The sequence below is a fragment of the Mycolicibacterium pallens genome (genome assembly GCF_019456675.1).
GTDB classification, from domain to species: domain Bacteria; phylum Actinomycetota; class Actinomycetes; order Mycobacteriales; family Mycobacteriaceae; genus Mycobacterium; species Mycobacterium crocinum.
In genome coordinates, this window is sequence record NZ_CP080333.1 from 5,925,101 (window position 1) to 5,940,665 (window position 15,565).

Sequence of the window (15,565 nt, forward strand, 5' to 3'; positions counted from 1 at the left end):
GCGAGAAGCGCGCAACCGCAGACAATCGCCAATCGGGTCGCAAGCTTCATATCACCCTAGCTCTCACCGGTATTCCTAGCTCTCCGCGCAGTGGGCCACTTCTTGACCTCAGCAGCCAGATCCGTTGCTTCGATCGGATGGGCATACAAAAATCCCTGCTGCAGTACACATCCCGCGTCTCGGAGCCAGTCTGCCTGTTTCTGGTTCTCGACACCCTCGGCGATCAGATCGACCTGCATACAGGACGCCAGCGCGATGTGGCTGCGCACCAGATTCTGCACGCGCTGATCGTCGTGAACTTCGGCGACGAACGTGCGGTCGATCTTCAGCCAGTCGACGGGGATGTGCAGCAGATTCGTCATGCTGGCATGGTCGACACCGAAATCATCGATGGCCAAGTTGAATCCGATGCTTCGAGCGTGGCGCAACGCCACACGCGCCGTGGCCGGATCTCCGTAGAATGTGCGTTCGCTGAGCTCCAGGCAGATGTTCTCCGGGGCGACCCCACTGTCGCGCTGCGCACCGATCAGGTCGTCGAGGAAGCTGCATTCCAGCACGTGGTCCGGCGATAGGTTCACGTGCAGCTTCAAGTCATCTCGGCCCAGCGCTGCGAAGTCCTCGAAACTGCGCGCCAGAATCCACCGGCTCAACTGACCGATCTGCCCGGCACTTTCGGCCAGGGCGATGATGTCGGTTGCGGGGATCTCTTCGTCGCCGACCCGCCAACGAACCAGTGCTTCGAGACCGAACAGCACACCGGTGGCCGAGTTCACGATCGGCTGGTAGGCCAGCCTGAACTCCGAGCGGGCAATGGCATCCGCCACTTCCGACCGCAGATCCACCTTGCCCTTGTGCCGCGAGCCGATGCCTTCGGTGTAGAGGACACATTCGTCGAGCCGGTTCTTTTTCGACTCGAACATGGCGATGTCGGCCTGGTTCAGAAGGTCCTCCGGCGAGCGCGCGCTTGCGCCGAGACATGAGATGCCCATGCTCAAGGACGGATACAGCGTGACGTTCTTACAGCGAATCGGCTCGCCCTGGACCTGCTGCAGGATTCGGTTGCCTGCTGCGACAGCATCCTCGATCGACGGCACATCTTCGAAGACGACGATGAACTCGTCCCCACCGATGCGACAGACCAGAGCGTCGTCACCGGCGGCCGACCGAAGGCGTGCCGCCACTTCGACGAGCAACTCGTCGCCGGTGTCATGTCCGTAGGTGTCGTTCACCGACTTGAACCTGTTGACATCCATGTACAACAGCGCAGCCAGTTTTCCGTCGCTCTGCCGGCGGGACAGCTCCGCGAGCCGCTCATTGAGTTCTCGTCGATTGGCCAGATCGGTGAGCGGGTCGTGGCTCGCGAGGTGGCTGATCACCATTTGGGCTTGTTTGATCTCGGTCAGGTCATGCACCACGACCGCGACGTGCAGATCGATCGAGTCACCGATCGGCGACAGGGTGATCAGCACGTCGACCGGACGACGCAGCCCGGAAGCGAACGTCATCTCCATCGACACTTCCTGGTGCGTCGCCAGGGTGCTGTCCAACTGCTCACGCAACCGGTCTCGGTGGGCGTCGACGGCAAGGTCCACGATGGACCGGCCGATCAGGCTGTCGTCATGCCCACTGAACAAGGCGGTGGCAGCCTTGTTGCAGCTGCGGATCACCCCGGAGGCATCCACCGCGAGAATCGCGTCAGCGGTGGCCTGCATGACGGCGGCGTACTCGGTCTGGACCCGGTAGAGCGTGGCGTTGGATATCGCGAGCGCGGCGGCCACCGAGGTGCCGCGGAACAGCGCGGTCTCGACCTCGGAGAAGGGTGGACCATCGGTTCGGCCCACACAGAGAATGCCGACCGGCTGCCCTCGGGCCGACAGCTCCTGGATCATGACGGCCCCGCCGGGCATCGGTGCGCGCACCCCGCCGGATGCCTGCTCAACGAGCCACTGCTGCAGCAACTCCGAACGTCGACCGCCCTCGGTGTGGGAGAACGAGTCGTGCCATTCACTGCCCGGCGCCGGTAGCCGAAGCAGACATGCCGCGTCGAACAACTGGCTCATCTCGGCGACGATGGTCTTCTCCAACGTGGGCAGGTCGATGCTGTCGGCGGCGAAGATGTTGGCCAACCGAGCCCGTCGCCGGGTGAACGCCAACTCTTCGCGCTGTCGACTCTCGGCCGCACGCGCGATTTGCAATTGCTGTTCATGCAGGCGAGCGGCCTCCATGCGGAGTTTGGCAAACGATCGATCCAGCTCCAGCAAAGCTTTCACCTTGGCAAAGAGCACCGCCGCGGAAACCGGCTTGAGGAGAAAGTCGACCGCTCCGAGGTCGTATCCGCGATCCAGATCGCCATCGTCGGCCTGGCCGGTGAGGAAGATGATCGGTGTCGAGGCCAACTCGTCGGCTTCCCGGATGAGTTGCGCCGTCTCGAATCCGCCCATGCCCGGCATGTTGATGTCGAGCACAATCACCGCCACCTTGCGCTGCAAGAGGGCGGTGAGCGCCTCTTCTCCCGATCCCGCCTGGACAAGTTCGCAGTCCAGGGGTGTCAGCACGGTGCACAGCAGGTCCCGCAGCCGAGCGTCATCGTCGACAACCAAGACCGTCTGTTTGCTCTCGGTTGTCGTGGGCTCCCCGACCACGCCATCCATCAGCACAGGCTTAATGTTCCCTCCCGCGCGAGGTATGGCACAAGCACACGAACTTTCACTCCCCCGACTCTTTTCGTGAACAATAATTCGTTCCACAATTGTGCCGCTGCGCCGCTTGCAACAACACGCCAATCGCGAAATTCAGCAAATTTTGTGGTTCAACCGTGACATGGTCGCTGCGAGTGTCGGAAAGTCTAGACAGCTCCATCGACGCTGCCTCCGCGTCCGCGGATATGACTGTTCGGCAAACAGTCTTACCGGCCGTCGCATTCCAGTGCATATTCGCTGGTCGTGCGGTCTACTTGTCGCCATGGGGGTCGACGAGCCAATCGGTGACGACGGGGTGGAGATTCCCGTTGAACTCGTCCGCAGCCTGCTGAGCCTGTTGCGTAGCCGACTCGGGCTGGAAACCGCGTGGCTGTCATCCTTTCGGGACGGCATGCAAACCTTCGAGGTCCTCGACGGTGACACCGACGCGATAGGGCTGTCGTCGGGCGACCGCGCCTCACTGTTCGATTCGTATTGTGTGCGAGTCATCGACGGCCGACTGCCCGGGATCGTCCCCGACACCAGCGCCAACCAGACCACCGACGCGCTGCCCGTGACCCGCGAATTCGGGCTGGGCGCCTACGTCGGTGTGCCGGTGCTGAACCGCAACGGCGGAACCGTCGGCATGGTGTGCGCGGTCAGCCGCGAGGCCAAGCCCTACCTCGCCGATTTCGATATGCGCATCGTCAAACAGGTCGCCGAACTCATCGGCACGCTGATCGATTCTCCCGAGAACGGCCGGGACACCACCGCCGCGCAGCGCGCCGCCATCCGCCGGGTGGTGTATCAGCGCGATTTCGAAGTGGTGTTCCAGTCGGTGCACGACGTGCCGACCGGCAAGGTGGTGGGTGTCGAGGCGCTGGCTCGGTTTCCCCGTGAACCGTTCCGCCCGGACGGATTCCTTGCGCAGGCGGCACTGCTGGGCTTGGGGATCGAGTTGGAGACAGCGATCGTGGCTCGCGTCATCTCGATGGTGCCCCAGCTGCCCGAGGACATTTTCGTCGCGGTGAACATCTCCCCGACCGCCGCGCTGGTCGCTCCGTGGGAGCAGATGCTGGCGGACGTCGATCCCTCGCGAATTGTGTTGGAGCTTACCGAACATGACGCTGTCCTGGACTACGGTGCGCTCGACGATGCGTTGGAGCCCTGCCGCACACGAGGTGTCCGGGTGGCGGTCGACGACGTCGGCGCCGGCTTCTCGTCCTTCTCCCATGTGCTCGAGCTGAGCCCGGAATTCGTCAAGATCGACCAGTCGATCACCCGCCACATCGATGTCGACGACGCTCGCCGGCGTCTTGCGCATGCCATTGCCGAACTCGCCGGACAGATGGGCGCGACGGTGATCGCCGAAGGTGTTGAAACACAAGGCGAGCTGGATGCCATCAACGCGGTGGGCATCAGCGCGGCGCAGGGGTACTACCTCAGCCGTCCACGTCCTCTGGTGCACGGGTTCCCCGATGCCGCCGCGGCAGCGTCGACCGATCTACTTCCCACCGCGGTGGATCTGTTGGGAGAGCGCCGGTTCGAACTGGCCCTTGCCCATTCGCCCATCGGCATGGCCGTGGTGGGCTTGGACGGGACGTTCCTGCGCACCAACCGCGCCCTGCGCAGCATGCTCGGCTACACCAAGCGGGAGCTGGCCGAGCTCACGTTTCAAGAGATCACCCATCCCGACGATCTCGACGCCGACATCGCGCTGCTCACCGAATGCCTGGAAGGGCGGCGGCGTTCCTACCGCATCGACAAGCGCTACATCGCCGCCGACGGACGGATCGTGTGGGGCGCACTGACCGTCGTCGTCGTCCACGCCCCGCGGGATCAGCCGCGCTACTTCGTCTCGCAGATCGTGGATGTGACCGCCGACCGGATCCGCGAGGCCGATCTGGCGCGGCAGGCGGCCACCGACCCGCTGACCGGGGTGGCGAACCGGTCCGCCGGCTGGAGCCGCCTCGAACAGCTCGACGTCAGCGGACGGGGCTACGGAATCTTGTTCTGCGATATCGAACGCTTCAAAGCCGTCAATGACCAGCACGGTCATCGGGCCGGTGACCAGCTGTTGGTCGACGTGGCCGAGCGCCTGCAGGCGGCGGTCGGAGAGGACGACGTCGTCGCGCGATGGGGCGGTGATGAGTTTCTGGTGATCACCGATTCGGTCAACGACTGGGAACTCGCCCGCCTGGCCGACCGGATCACTGACGAACTGGACCGGGCACCGGTCGCGCTCGGGGAAGGCAAGCAGGTCGCGGCCAGGATGACCATCGGATTCGCGGCGCACCGCACCGGTGACGGACGGTCGATCGACGCCGTCCTCGAGCACGCCGACCAGGCTATGTACAACAAGCGACGCCGACGAAGCCGACGGGCTGCGGGTAGTTAGACGCGCTCAGCTGGGTACACCTTGCACGGCAAGGAGGTTCTGGTGGACAAGATCTGGGAGGTCGTCGCCGGGGATTCGTATGACCCCGGCGATCCTGGCAATGGTGCGGAGGAGCAACTCATCCTGCGCGGATCCGAAGAAGAGGCACGGCGGGTGTACGCCGACAGCGTCGCCGAGGCGGCCGAACGCGGCCATGCGTACGTCACACTGCGGTGCGGTGGCGGCGATGTCGAGAGATGGCCGCAACGCACCGGGTGGACGGTCTGACCACCCGCGACAGCCTTAGTTAGTTCCGGTAACGTTTCTGTGGTATCCGCGCACGCAGAACAGGAGCGATGACATGAATCTCGGCCCCTGGGGTGATCTCACCATACTTGCTGCCGTGCTCGAGATCGTCTTCGCCACTTGCGTATTCGTCTACATCGGCCGCCTGGAGCGACGAGTGTCGCATCCGATGGGCGAGCAGGTGGGCGCCCACAAGGCGGTGCTGGCCAAGGTTCGCAAGCGTGAGCCGTTGACGCGGGACGAATTCGACTACGCGTCCGAACTGGTTGCCGACGCTCGCTCGCCGCTGGCGTACGCGATTCCCGCGGCGCTGTTCACGATGGGCTTCTTCTACGTCGTCGGCTGCCTGTTCATGCTGCACCTCGACGGCGGTAACCCCTCGTTCCGGACGTTCATCGGCGGCATCCCGATGCTGACGTCGATGAACATGGCTGCTCAGTTGCGCAGGGTCGCGGGCATGAAGAGCAAGCTGCGCGACATCCCGTTGGTCGACAACGAGGACACCGATCAGCTCACTTCCGTTGGTAGCGCCTGACTTTCGTCACCTCGGCGCTTTGGCTATCCCGTCGCCGTCCTCCCACAGCAGCAGCTGACGCACCGACTGCCGAGTTCCGTACGGCTGCAACATCCGGCTGGCTGGGCGGGGACGCACCTTCAGTGGCCACCAGAACCATCGGCCGAGTAGTGCCGCGACTGCCGGCGTCATGAACGACCGGACGATCAGCGTGTCGAACAGCAGGCCGAGGGCGATCGTCGTGCCGATCTGTCCGAGGATCCGCAAGTCGGCGAAGATGAACGACGCCATCGTGGCGGCGAACACCAGACCGGCTGCCGTCACCACCGCACCGGACCCGGCCATCGCCCGGATGATGCCCGTGTTGAGGCCGGCGTGGATCTCCTCCTTGAACCGGGATATCAACAGCAGGTTGTAGTCAGATCCCACCGCCAGAAGAAGAATGATGGCCAGCGCCAGCACGATCCAGAACAGATGGATCCCGAAGATGTCCTGCCAGATCAACACTGACAGCCCGAAGGAGGCGCCCAACGACAACGCCACGGTGCCCACGATCACGAACGCGGCGACGATGCTGCGGGTGATGAACATCATCACGAGCAGGATGAGGCTGAGCGCAGCGATCCCGGCGATCATGAGGTCGTAGGTGGCCCCGTCCTGAATGTCCTTGTAGGTGGCCGCAGTACCGGCGAGGTAGATTTTCGAACCCGCCAGCGGCGTCCCTTTGACGGCTTCCTGCGCGGCGTGCCGGATCGAGTCGATGTGCGAAATACCCTCTGGCGTGGCGGGATCCCCGTCATGGGTGATGATCATCCGGGCGGCCTTGCCGTCGGGCGACAGGAACAGCTTCATCCCGCGCTCGAATTCGGGGTTCGTGAACGCCTCCGGCGGCAGATAGAACGAGTCGTCGGTCTTGGAGGCGTCGTAGGCCTGCCCCAGCGCGGTCGAATTCTGCAGCGCCGCTTGAGCTTGGTCGTTGATTCCCGACGTGGTGGCGTAATTGGTCAGCGTCAGATCGCGGTTGGTCTGTTGACTCTCGATCTGCGGGGGGATCAGCGCGAGCAGCTTCGGTTGCAGCGCATCGAGTTTGGCGATACTGCCGGCGACATTACCCAGCTGGTCGGTCAGCGCGTCGATGCCGTCGAGCGCGTCGAACAGCGATCGCAGCGCGGCACAGACCGGAATGTCGTAACAGTGCGGCTCCCAATAGAAGTAGTTGCGCAGCGGCCGGAAGAAGTCGTCGAAGTTGGCGATCTTGTTGCGCAGGTCCTGCGCGGTGGCGACGGTGTCGGCGAAGGCCTTGGTCTGCTCATCGGTGACCGCGCTCGACTGCTGCTGCAGCGCATACTGCTGGCGCAGGATGTCGATCGAGTTGTTGATCACGTCGACCTGCTTGAGCAGATCTTCACCGCGAGCCTGCTGGAACGGCAGATTGTTGATCTGCGAGGCACTTCCGGCGCTGATCTGGAACGGGATCGACGTGTGGGCCAGGGGCGTTCCCAGCGGTCGGGTGATCGACTGCACCTGGGCGATGCCGTCGCTGTGGAACACCGCCTTGGCGACCCGTTCCAACAAAATCATGTCGGTGGAGTTGCGCAGATCGTGGTCGGTTTCGATCATCAGCAGCTCGGGATTGAGCCGGGCCTGGGTGAAGTGCCGTTCGGCCGCGGTGTATCCAACGTTGGCCGGCGCGCTGGCCGGCATGTAGCCGCGGGCGTCGTAGCTGGTCTTGTACGCGGGCAACGCGATCAGACCGATCAGCGCGATCGCGACCGTCACCACCAGGACCGGACCGGGCCAGCGCACGATCGCGGTGCCGATGCGGCGCCACCCCTGGGTGCGCATCGGGCGAGCGGGCTCGAACAGACCGAAGTGGCGGCCGATGATCAACAGGGCCGGCGCCAGCGTGAGCGCCGCGACCACAGCGACGAGCACGCCGATGCCGGCGGGCACCCCCAAGCTGTTGAAGTACGGCAGTCGGGTGAACGTCAGGCACAGCACCGCGCCCGCGATGGTCAGACCCGATCCCAGGATGATGTGCGCGGTCCCGTGGTACATCGAGTTGTACGCCGAGACCCGGTCCTCGCCGGCGTAACGCGCTTCGTGGAAGCGGCCGAGGAGGAAGATCGCATAGTCCGTGCCGGCGGCAATCACCAACAGTGTCAACAGGTTTGTCGAGTACGTCGAGAGTTCGATGATGCCGGCGTTGGCGAGCACGGCCACCGAGCCACGGGACGCGGTCAGCTCGATCATCACGGTGAAGATCACGAAGAACACGGTGGTGAGCCGGCGGTAGAGGAAGAACAGCATCACGGCGATCACGCCGATGGTGATCAGGGTGGTCTTGAGCGTGCCGTGGCGGCCCACTTCGAACTGATCGGTGACCAGTGGCGCCGCGCCGGTCACGTAGACCTTCAGGCCCGGTGGCGGCGGGGTGTTGTTGACGATGTTGCGCACCGAGTCGACTGATTCGTTGGCCAGCGACTCACCCTGGTTGCCGGCCAAGTAGAGCTGGACCAGAGCAGCCTTGCCGTCGGAGCTCTGCGAGCCGGCCGCCGTCAGCGGATCACCCCAGAAGTCCTGGATGTGCTGGACGTGCTTGGTGTCAGACTGGAGCTTTTTGATCAAGCCGTCGTAGTAGTGGTGCGCCTCGGCGCCGAGGGGCTGGTCACCTTCCAGGACGATCATCGCCGAACTGTCGGAGTCGAATTCGCCGAACACCTTGCCGATGCGTTTGGCGGCCAGCAGCGACGGCGAATCCTGCGGGCTCAGCGAGACGTTGTGCGATTCGGCGACGGTCTCCAGCTGCGGGACGAAGACGTTGGTGACCACCGCGAGGCCGAGCCAGAAGACTGCAATGAGAACCGAGTACCGCCGGATGAAATCGGGAATCCGGTGGGTCATCCCGACTTGTCCAGGCAGTAGGTGAAGGCGTTCAGGGTGTTCACAGTTCGCTCGTCTTTGACGACGTCGTCGATCTTGATGCGACAGCCGATCGAGTCACTGTCGGCCTGGGCGGAGACGTTGACGAAGACCGCCGGCTGAGTGGTGGTCGTGTCGTAGGCCCACGGCAGCGTGACGGCGTCGGCGCGCTGCGGCTGCGCGTTCACGTCCAGGTAGGTGATGGTCGCGACGGTGCCCGGCGGCCCGAAGACCTCCAGGACGACGTGCTTGGGGTTGAACGGGACGATGTCGTTGCCCGCTCCGCTGGGTGTGGAGGTGACGTCATGGGACGCGAAGATGCCGTGCAGCCGATACACAGCAAACCCGGCCACGACGACAACCACAACCGCCACCAGCAGCATCCAGCGTTGGCTGAGCCGCCGGCCGATCGAAACCCGCTGCATCCGTGACCCTTTCGTGAGCGGCGACAGGCGCGGACGGTACGACGTTCCCGAGGGACTGCTTATCAACTAGATTGACCGTACGGTACCGGACCGGACTCCACAACCGCGGATCCCGTGTGGGCTAGCCGCGGTACTGGGCAACTTTCTGTGCGAAGTCGTCAAGCAACCGAAGCGAGTCGTCTCGGGATTTCGTCGGCAGCAGCAGATTCACCTGGCGGTATCCGAGCCCGTCGAGCGCCTGCCAGTAGTCGAGGTTGATCGGCGTCCCGAACGTCGTCAGCAGTACGTCGTGGTCGGCACCCGAGCGAATCTGTTCGATTCGCTTGCCGAGCCTCTCGACCGGCAGCGGGTTGGAGATCCAGCCGGCCCGGTGGCGGATGATCCGCTTGACGGTCGCATCCGAGTCGCCGCCGATCACGATCGGCGGGTGCGGTTTCTGCACCGGCTTGGGGCGCGCGTACGAGGGCTCGAAGTCGACGAACTTCCCGTGATACTCCGCGGGCTCATCGGTCCACAGCGCCTTGATCGCTTCGATGCGTTCGTCCAACAGGGTGCCGCGAGTCTTCGGGTCGGTGCCGTGATCCCGCATCTCCTCGAGGTTCCAGCCCGCGCCGACTCCGAACACGAACCGGCCGCCGGAGATCAGGTCGATGCTGGCCGCCTCCTTGGCGGTGGTGATCGGGTCGCGCTGGATGAGCAGGGCGATCCCGGTGATCAGCTCGATGCTGGAGGTGACCGCCGCGGCCGCAGCGAGCGTGACGAACGGGTCGAGGGTCCGGTAGTAGACCGACGGCAGGTCGCCGCCCTGCGGGTACGGGGATTCCCGGCTGGCCGGGATGTGGGTGTGCTCGGCGACGGCCAGCGCGTGGAAGCCCCGCTCCTCGATCGCGCGGGCGAGGGAGATCGTGTCGATGGTGTCGTTATTGACGAAGGTCGAGATGCCGAATTCCATAGCGCTCACATTGCCACGGTCAGGGCGGCCAAACGTCAGACCGGACGCCCAGCGCTCGAGTGTGGGCCTCATGCACGCGAAGTCGCGTTCTGGCATGCATGACCCACACAGTCGGCGGGGACTGCCTAGGCGAACTCGTCGACCAGGGAGGCGACGAATGCCTGTGTGCGTTCTCGCGAGGCTCGGCGTTCATCGGCGTCGCGGCCCAGCGGCACGACGCGCGCGGCGAGGTCGGTGACCCCGGCGTCGCGGTAGCGCCGCAGCCGGGACACCACTGTCGCCTCGTCGCCGGCCGCCATCGTGTCGCCGACGTCCTCGGCATCACCGTGTTCGAGCAGCCGTACGTAATTGGGCGAGAAGTCGGCGTGCCCGAGCACGTCGCTGGCATACGCCCGCGCGTTGTCGATTTCGATGTCTGTGCAGAGCGCGACCGGAACACCGGCGACGACGCGGCTCGCGGAGTTCCCGGCAGCCTCGGTGAGAGTGGGCACCACGTAGTCACCGATCGCGCGTTCGTCGGCCATCCACAGGATCGTGCCGCCGGCACGCTCACCGGCGATCTTGAGCATCGCCGGGCCCAGCGCGGCGAGCAGGACCGGCACCTGTTCATCGGCGACGTCGATGGGGCTGTGCACGGTGAAGGTGCCGTTGTCGACGTCGACGGTGCCCGGACCCTGGAATGCCGCGCGCAGGACGTCGAGGTAGTCGCGCACCAGGTTTGCGGGGCGCTCGTACTCCAGCCCGAGTTGGTCGGTGATGATCCAGTGATGGGACGGGCCTAGACCGAGCGCCAATCGACCGCCGCAGGCGACCTGGGTCGTGAGCGCCTGCTGCGCCATGATCAGCGGATGCCGGGTCTGGATCGGCACCACAGCGGTGCCGATCTCGATCCGCTCCGTCACCTGTCCCAGTAGCGCCGCCGCGGTCAGCGCGTCGAGGTATCCGGGCACCTGCGGAATCCAGAATGACGCGAATCCCTGTGCCTCGGCGGCTCTCCCGTCGTCGAGAAGACCGGTGAGCCGGTCGCTGCGGGGGCGTTCTTTGTCGGAGCCCACCATCAACCCGATGCGCATCACGCGCTCCGCTCACGGCACATAGCGGTCCCACTCGTGCGGAACGATCGTGTGAAACGGTGCGGCCAGCCGGATTTCGGTGGTGCGTTGGGTGAGCATCGGTTGCAGTCGGTCCGCCACGGCGACGGGGTCGTCGTCGAGGAAGAAGTAGGTCAGGGACTGACCGGTCGGCGCGTTGGCCAGCCGGGCGTCGACGTCGAGCGTCTGCGCGGTCCAGGCACCGGCGACACCGTCGACGCCGAGAAGGTGGTCGGTGGGCTCGGCACCGCGCTCGAGTAAGACGTACACGCCGGTGGCCGGCCACCACGGCAGGACGTGGGCCCCGACCTTGACTCGGTCTGCGGCCCTTCGGCTTTGGACGCCATAGACACCGCGCTCGACCGGCGGCAGCAGGGGCAGCTTGCGGCCTGCGTCGCCCAGTGCACGCGAGAGGCCCAGGAATCCCTCCATTCCGCTTGGCGCGCTGAAGAAGTACGTCATCACATGGTCGATCTCGTCGTAAGGTTCCACGCTCGCGGCGCGGGCCGCGCGGCAGGCCGGGGTGGACACCAACCGCAGCGAGGCGCGCACCGCCGCCAGCCGATGCTGCTCAGGACGGTGGTCGAGGGTGTGCCAACGCAGGTACTCGGCGTCGGTGCCGTCGGGGTGGCGACGAGCCATCGACACGAACAGTGTGGTGATGTCTCCGTCGCCGTTGGCGAGGATTCCGTCCACGCGGTCGGACGGGGTACCGGGCAATGACATTCGCGTCCTCACGACTTCGCTGCGGTCAGCAGGTCGGGATTTCGGGCTTCGATCATGCGCCGGAACCCTTCGCGCCACGGCACTTTCGTCCTACCGAGGACTTCGTGCATATAGGTGACGTCCGGCCATAGCGGGGTGTGCGCGTCGGTGCTGTAGTCGAAGACGGGGTCGACGCCGACCAGCTCACCCATGTAGGCGCAGTAGTCCTCGACGCTGACGGTCTCGCTGCCGGCCCAGTTGACGACGACCGGCGGGGTGTCGGCGACTTCCATCGCACGAATCCCGAGGTCGACATAGTCGTCCTCGTAGATGGGGTTGTAGTTGTTGGGTGCGTCGGGGTGCAGCCGAATTGGCTTGTTCGCCAGCATCATCTGCAGCCGGTCGGCGGGCGCCCCGCCTTCCGGGCCATAGGTGGAGCAGATCCGGATGATCGTCAGCGGGATACCGAATTGATTGGCGATCCAGGTGCACGTCTGCTCGGCGGCGATCTTCGAGAAGCTGTAGTTCGCCCGTAGCGGTACGCCGGGCGGGTCATCTTCACGCAGTGGACGTCGGCCTTGGTAGGCGTAGATGGAGCCGGTCGAGCAGAACACGAACCCTTTCGCGGCGCGACTGTGGTAGAGCAGGTCGCCCGATTTCTGGGCGTTGGTGTCGACGCGCCGGATCCAGTCGTCGGCGCCGGGGTCGACGGCCGCGTGGAAGACGTAGGTGAAATCGTCGGGCAGGGAGGAGAAGTCGCCGCTGCTGATATCCAGTGCGACCGGCCTGATGCCGGCGCCGGCCAGCCGCTCCCGGTCCTCCGCGTTGCGCAGGCGGGCTGCACCCCACACCTCGTTGCGCTGGGCCAGCGCACGGGCGATCGGGAACGCGATCTTGCCGGTGGCGCCGGTGATGAGGACTTTCTCCGCGTCGAGCATCCCCTTAGTCTTAGCGCACCGCGCCGAGAATGTTAAGTACTTGATATGTTGGGTCGGTGCAGCTGACCTTCGACGCCGATGTCGAGGCGTTCCGCGCGGAATTCATCGCGTTCCTCGACCGGCATCTGCCGTCGGAAGTCGAGGCCGCCGAGCGATCCCGCTCGACATCACACGTGCCGAAATGGGCGCGGCGCTGGCAGCAACTGCAGTTCGACCACGGCTGGCTGCTGCCCGGCAATCCCCCAGAATTCGGCGGGCGCAATGCCACCGTGCTGCAGCAGTTCGTGCACCGCGAGGAGTTGGCGCGACGGCGGATCTATCACGTGTTCAACCCGCAGGGCGTCGGCATCATCGCCGCGTCGCTGCTGTCGTTCGGCACCGATGAGCAGAAGCAGCGCTGGGCGGTGCCGATCCTGCGGGCGGAGATGACGGCCTCGCTGGGGATGAGTGAGCCCGGCGCCGGGTCGGATCTGGCGGGGCTGAAAACCCGCGCGGTGTTGGACGGTGACCACTTCACGGTCAACGGCCAGAAGGTGTGGACCTCTGGCGCCCACGACGCCGACGTGATCCTGACGTTCGTGCGCACAGACGCGGATGCACCGCGGCACAAGGGAATCAGTGCGCTGGTGATCCCCACCGACACTCCGGGCGTCGTATGTCGGCCGTTCCCGTCGGTGCACGACCGCACGGTGCTGGATTTCAACGAGGTGTTCTTCACCGATGTGAAGGTGCCCGCGGAGAATCTGCTCGGGCCGCTGCATCGCGGCTGGAAGGTCGCGAACGGCTCGCTGGGTCACGAGCGCACGATGATGTGGATGGCGTTCGCCAATCGGTTGGAGCAGGTCCTCGAGGATTTCGAACCGGTCGGGGAGCTGAATCGCGATCGGTATGCAGGGATCGTGATGGACTACCACGCGCTGCGACTGCTCGGCTCGGTGGCGGTCAGCCAGGCCGCCCGGGGCGAGCGCGATGTTCCTGCCGTGTCGGTGCTCAAGGTGTTGGGGTCGGAGGCTGAACAGAACGCGGCCCGATACGCGTTGGAGGCGGCGGGTGCGGCCGGGCTGGTCGATCCGGCGATGACGGCGCCCTACAACGCCTACGCCCCAGAGCTTTTCGGCGCGAGCTGGTTCGCCCGCTACATCACCACCTACGCGGGCACGATTGCCGGTGGAACGTCGGAGATTCAGCGCAACATCATCGCGCAACGGGTATTGGAATTACCTGCGCGCTGAGCTGCACCCTTAAGGAAGGTGTCGACATGACCAATGTTGTTGCCCGCGAACCGAACCTCGTGAACCCGTGGGCACCGCACCGGGTGCGGATGTACCTGGGCGCGGCGCTGTTCACCGGGCTGGTGTTCGTCGGGATGACCGTCGGGGTCGGCGTCGGTCTGATCGAGCCGACATTCACCTCGGATGTCATCGCCAACCTGCTGTTCGGCATTCCGGCGATCCTGATCCCGCTGGTGCTGCTGTGGGATGCGCCCGGCGAGCACCGGATGCGGGAGGAGAAGGCGGCCGAACTCACGCTGTTCTACTTGCCGTACACCGCATTCAGCCAGATCTGCTACGAACTGGTCTTTCTCATCGGCCATCCGCTGGGGTGGTGGACCCCCACCACCGACCCGGGCGTGAAGTGGCTGTGGTGGCAGTACGGGCTCGCCGACACCCGCTACGCCAGCGGCAACCCGTGGACCTTCGCGCTCGAGGTGGTGGGGGTGAGCACCGGTATCGTCGTGATCATCATGTGGACTCGCCTTGTCCGGCAATCACTTCCGATCGAGAAGCGGATCCGGTCGCTGTGGGTGGCCTTCGCCTGTATCGCGATATTGATGAGCAGCACCGCCGTCTACTTCATCTCGGAGGTGGGAGCGGGGTTCAACGATATCGGGCAGGGCGCGTTCGGTCTGTGGTTCAAGTTCATCGGCGAGAACATCCCCTTCATCGTGATGCCCGCAATGGTGCTGTACGCCATCCACATTCAGATCGATTCCTTGACCCGTACGGTGGCCGTTTCGGGTTCCGGTTGCTGACGTCTGCGCGCCAGCCACCAGCCCAGCCATACCGCGAGGGCGACCGCCAGGCCGATCAGTAGGTACTTCTGGTAGCGGTCGACGACCTGGTACACAGCTGAGATTCGGTTACCTGCGAAGTCCCCGAGGAGCACCCACAGCGTTACCCACAGCACGGCCCCGATGACGTTGTAACCGCAGAACCGCCACCACCGCATCTGCGCAAGGGCGGCCACGACACCGTTGAACTGACGCAGTCCGTCGATGAACCGGGCGATCGGAACGACGATACTGCCGCGTCTGCCGAAGAAGGATTCCACGTGCTGCAGCCTCGGCTCGGTGAGGAACACATAGCGCCCGTACCGCAGCACCAGCGGCCTGCCGCCGAAGTGTCCGATCGCGTAGCCGATGTTGTCACCGACGACGGCAGCCAGGATGCCGCACGCGATGACCGCGGCGAGGCTCAACTGTCCCGACGCCGCGTACACACCGGCGACGATCAGGATCGTCTGGCCCGGGGCGGGGATACCGAATCCCTCGACCCCCACCAGACCGAGCACAGCGATGTAGCCGTAGTGGTCGAGGATCGGAGCTAGCGACTGGAGGACTCCCGGTAAGTGCGCGGCCATCGGGGCAGCGTTCCCGT

Annotated in this window: 13 protein-coding genes; 5 read left to right on the plus strand and 8 right to left on the minus strand. The window is 64.9% G+C overall.

The annotated features are described in order from the left end of the window. Nucleotides 1-56: 56 nt before the first annotated feature. Complete coding sequence (locus tag K0O64_RS28985) at nt 57-2,651, minus strand: two-component system response regulator (protein WP_225933575.1); 2,595 nt, start codon at nt 2,649-2,651, stop codon at nt 57-59. A 310-nt stretch (nt 2,652-2,961) separates the two neighbouring features. On the opposite strand from K0O64_RS28985, the gene K0O64_RS28990 reads away from it, so the two are divergent. From K0O64_RS28990 to K0O64_RS29000, 3 genes are all read left to right on the plus strand, one after another. Then, nucleotides 2,962-5,076 (plus strand): EAL domain-containing protein, encoded by a 2,115-nt coding sequence (locus K0O64_RS28990; protein WP_071948451.1) that lies wholly within the window; start codon nt 2,962-2,964, stop codon nt 5,074-5,076. 42 nt (nt 5,077-5,118) lie between these two features. Then, complete coding sequence (locus tag K0O64_RS28995) at nt 5,119-5,343, plus strand: hypothetical protein (protein WP_071950210.1); 225 nt, start codon at nt 5,119-5,121, stop codon at nt 5,341-5,343. A 73-nt stretch (nt 5,344-5,416) separates the two neighbouring features. Further along, the gene (locus K0O64_RS29000) at nt 5,417-5,896 is read left to right on the plus strand and encodes a hypothetical protein (protein WP_071948450.1); all 480 of its coding nucleotides are present in this window, start codon (nt 5,417-5,419) and stop codon (nt 5,894-5,896) included. Between the two features lie 6 nt (nt 5,897-5,902). Here the strand turns inward: K0O64_RS29000 and K0O64_RS29005 are convergent, their stop codons facing one another. The 6 genes from K0O64_RS29005 to K0O64_RS29030 all read right to left on the minus strand — a co-directional run bounded on the left by K0O64_RS29005 (nt 5,903) and on the right by K0O64_RS29030 (nt 12,908). Further along, nucleotides 5,903-8,779 (minus strand): MMPL/RND family transporter, encoded by a 2,877-nt coding sequence (locus K0O64_RS29005; protein ID WP_096312583.1) that lies wholly within the window; start codon nt 8,777-8,779, stop codon nt 5,903-5,905. Then, nucleotides 8,776-9,222 (minus strand): MmpS family transport accessory protein, encoded by a 447-nt coding sequence (locus K0O64_RS29010; protein ID WP_096312584.1) that lies wholly within the window; start codon nt 9,220-9,222, stop codon nt 8,776-8,778. The genes K0O64_RS29005 and K0O64_RS29010 overlap by 4 nt, the downstream gene beginning before the upstream one ends. Before the next feature lie 121 nt (nt 9,223-9,343). After that, nucleotides 9,344-10,174 carry an LLM class F420-dependent oxidoreductase gene (locus K0O64_RS29015; protein WP_071948448.1) on the minus strand — a complete coding sequence of 277 codons (831 nt, stop codon included), beginning with the start codon at nt 10,172-10,174 and terminating at the stop codon, nt 9,344-9,346. Between the two features lie 125 nt (nt 10,175-10,299). Further along, the gene (locus K0O64_RS29020) at nt 10,300-11,247 is read right to left on the minus strand and encodes a TIGR03564 family F420-dependent LLM class oxidoreductase (RefSeq protein WP_071948447.1); all 948 of its coding nucleotides are present in this window, start codon (nt 11,245-11,247) and stop codon (nt 10,300-10,302) included. Nucleotides 11,248-11,259: 12 nt separating this feature from the next. Beyond that, nucleotides 11,260-11,991 carry a hypothetical protein gene (locus K0O64_RS29025; RefSeq protein ID WP_071948446.1) on the minus strand — a complete coding sequence of 244 codons (732 nt, stop codon included), beginning with the start codon at nt 11,989-11,991 and terminating at the stop codon, nt 11,260-11,262. A gap of 8 nt (nt 11,992-11,999) precedes the next feature. Beyond that, complete coding sequence (locus K0O64_RS29030) at nt 12,000-12,908, minus strand: NAD-dependent epimerase/dehydratase family protein (RefSeq protein WP_071948445.1); 909 nt, start codon at nt 12,906-12,908, stop codon at nt 12,000-12,002. Nucleotides 12,909-12,964: 56 nt separating this feature from the next. Between K0O64_RS29030 and K0O64_RS29035 the strand changes: the two genes are divergently transcribed. Further along, the gene (locus K0O64_RS29035; RefSeq protein ID WP_096312585.1) at nt 12,965-14,140 is read left to right on the plus strand and encodes an acyl-CoA dehydrogenase family protein; all 1,176 of its coding nucleotides are present in this window, start codon (nt 12,965-12,967) and stop codon (nt 14,138-14,140) included. 26 nt (nt 14,141-14,166) lie between these two features. Beyond that, a complete protein-coding gene (locus K0O64_RS29040) occupies nt 14,167-14,940 on the plus strand; it encodes an emopamil-binding protein (protein ID WP_071948443.1) in 774 nt (257 codons plus the stop codon). Here the strand turns inward: K0O64_RS29040 and K0O64_RS29045 are convergent. Beyond that, nucleotides 14,889-15,548, minus strand: coding sequence for a DedA family protein (locus tag K0O64_RS29045; protein ID WP_071948442.1), 660 nt, complete (start codon nt 15,546-15,548; stop codon nt 14,889-14,891). The genes K0O64_RS29040 and K0O64_RS29045 overlap by 52 nt on opposite strands. Nucleotides 15,549-15,565 lie beyond the last annotated feature (17 nt).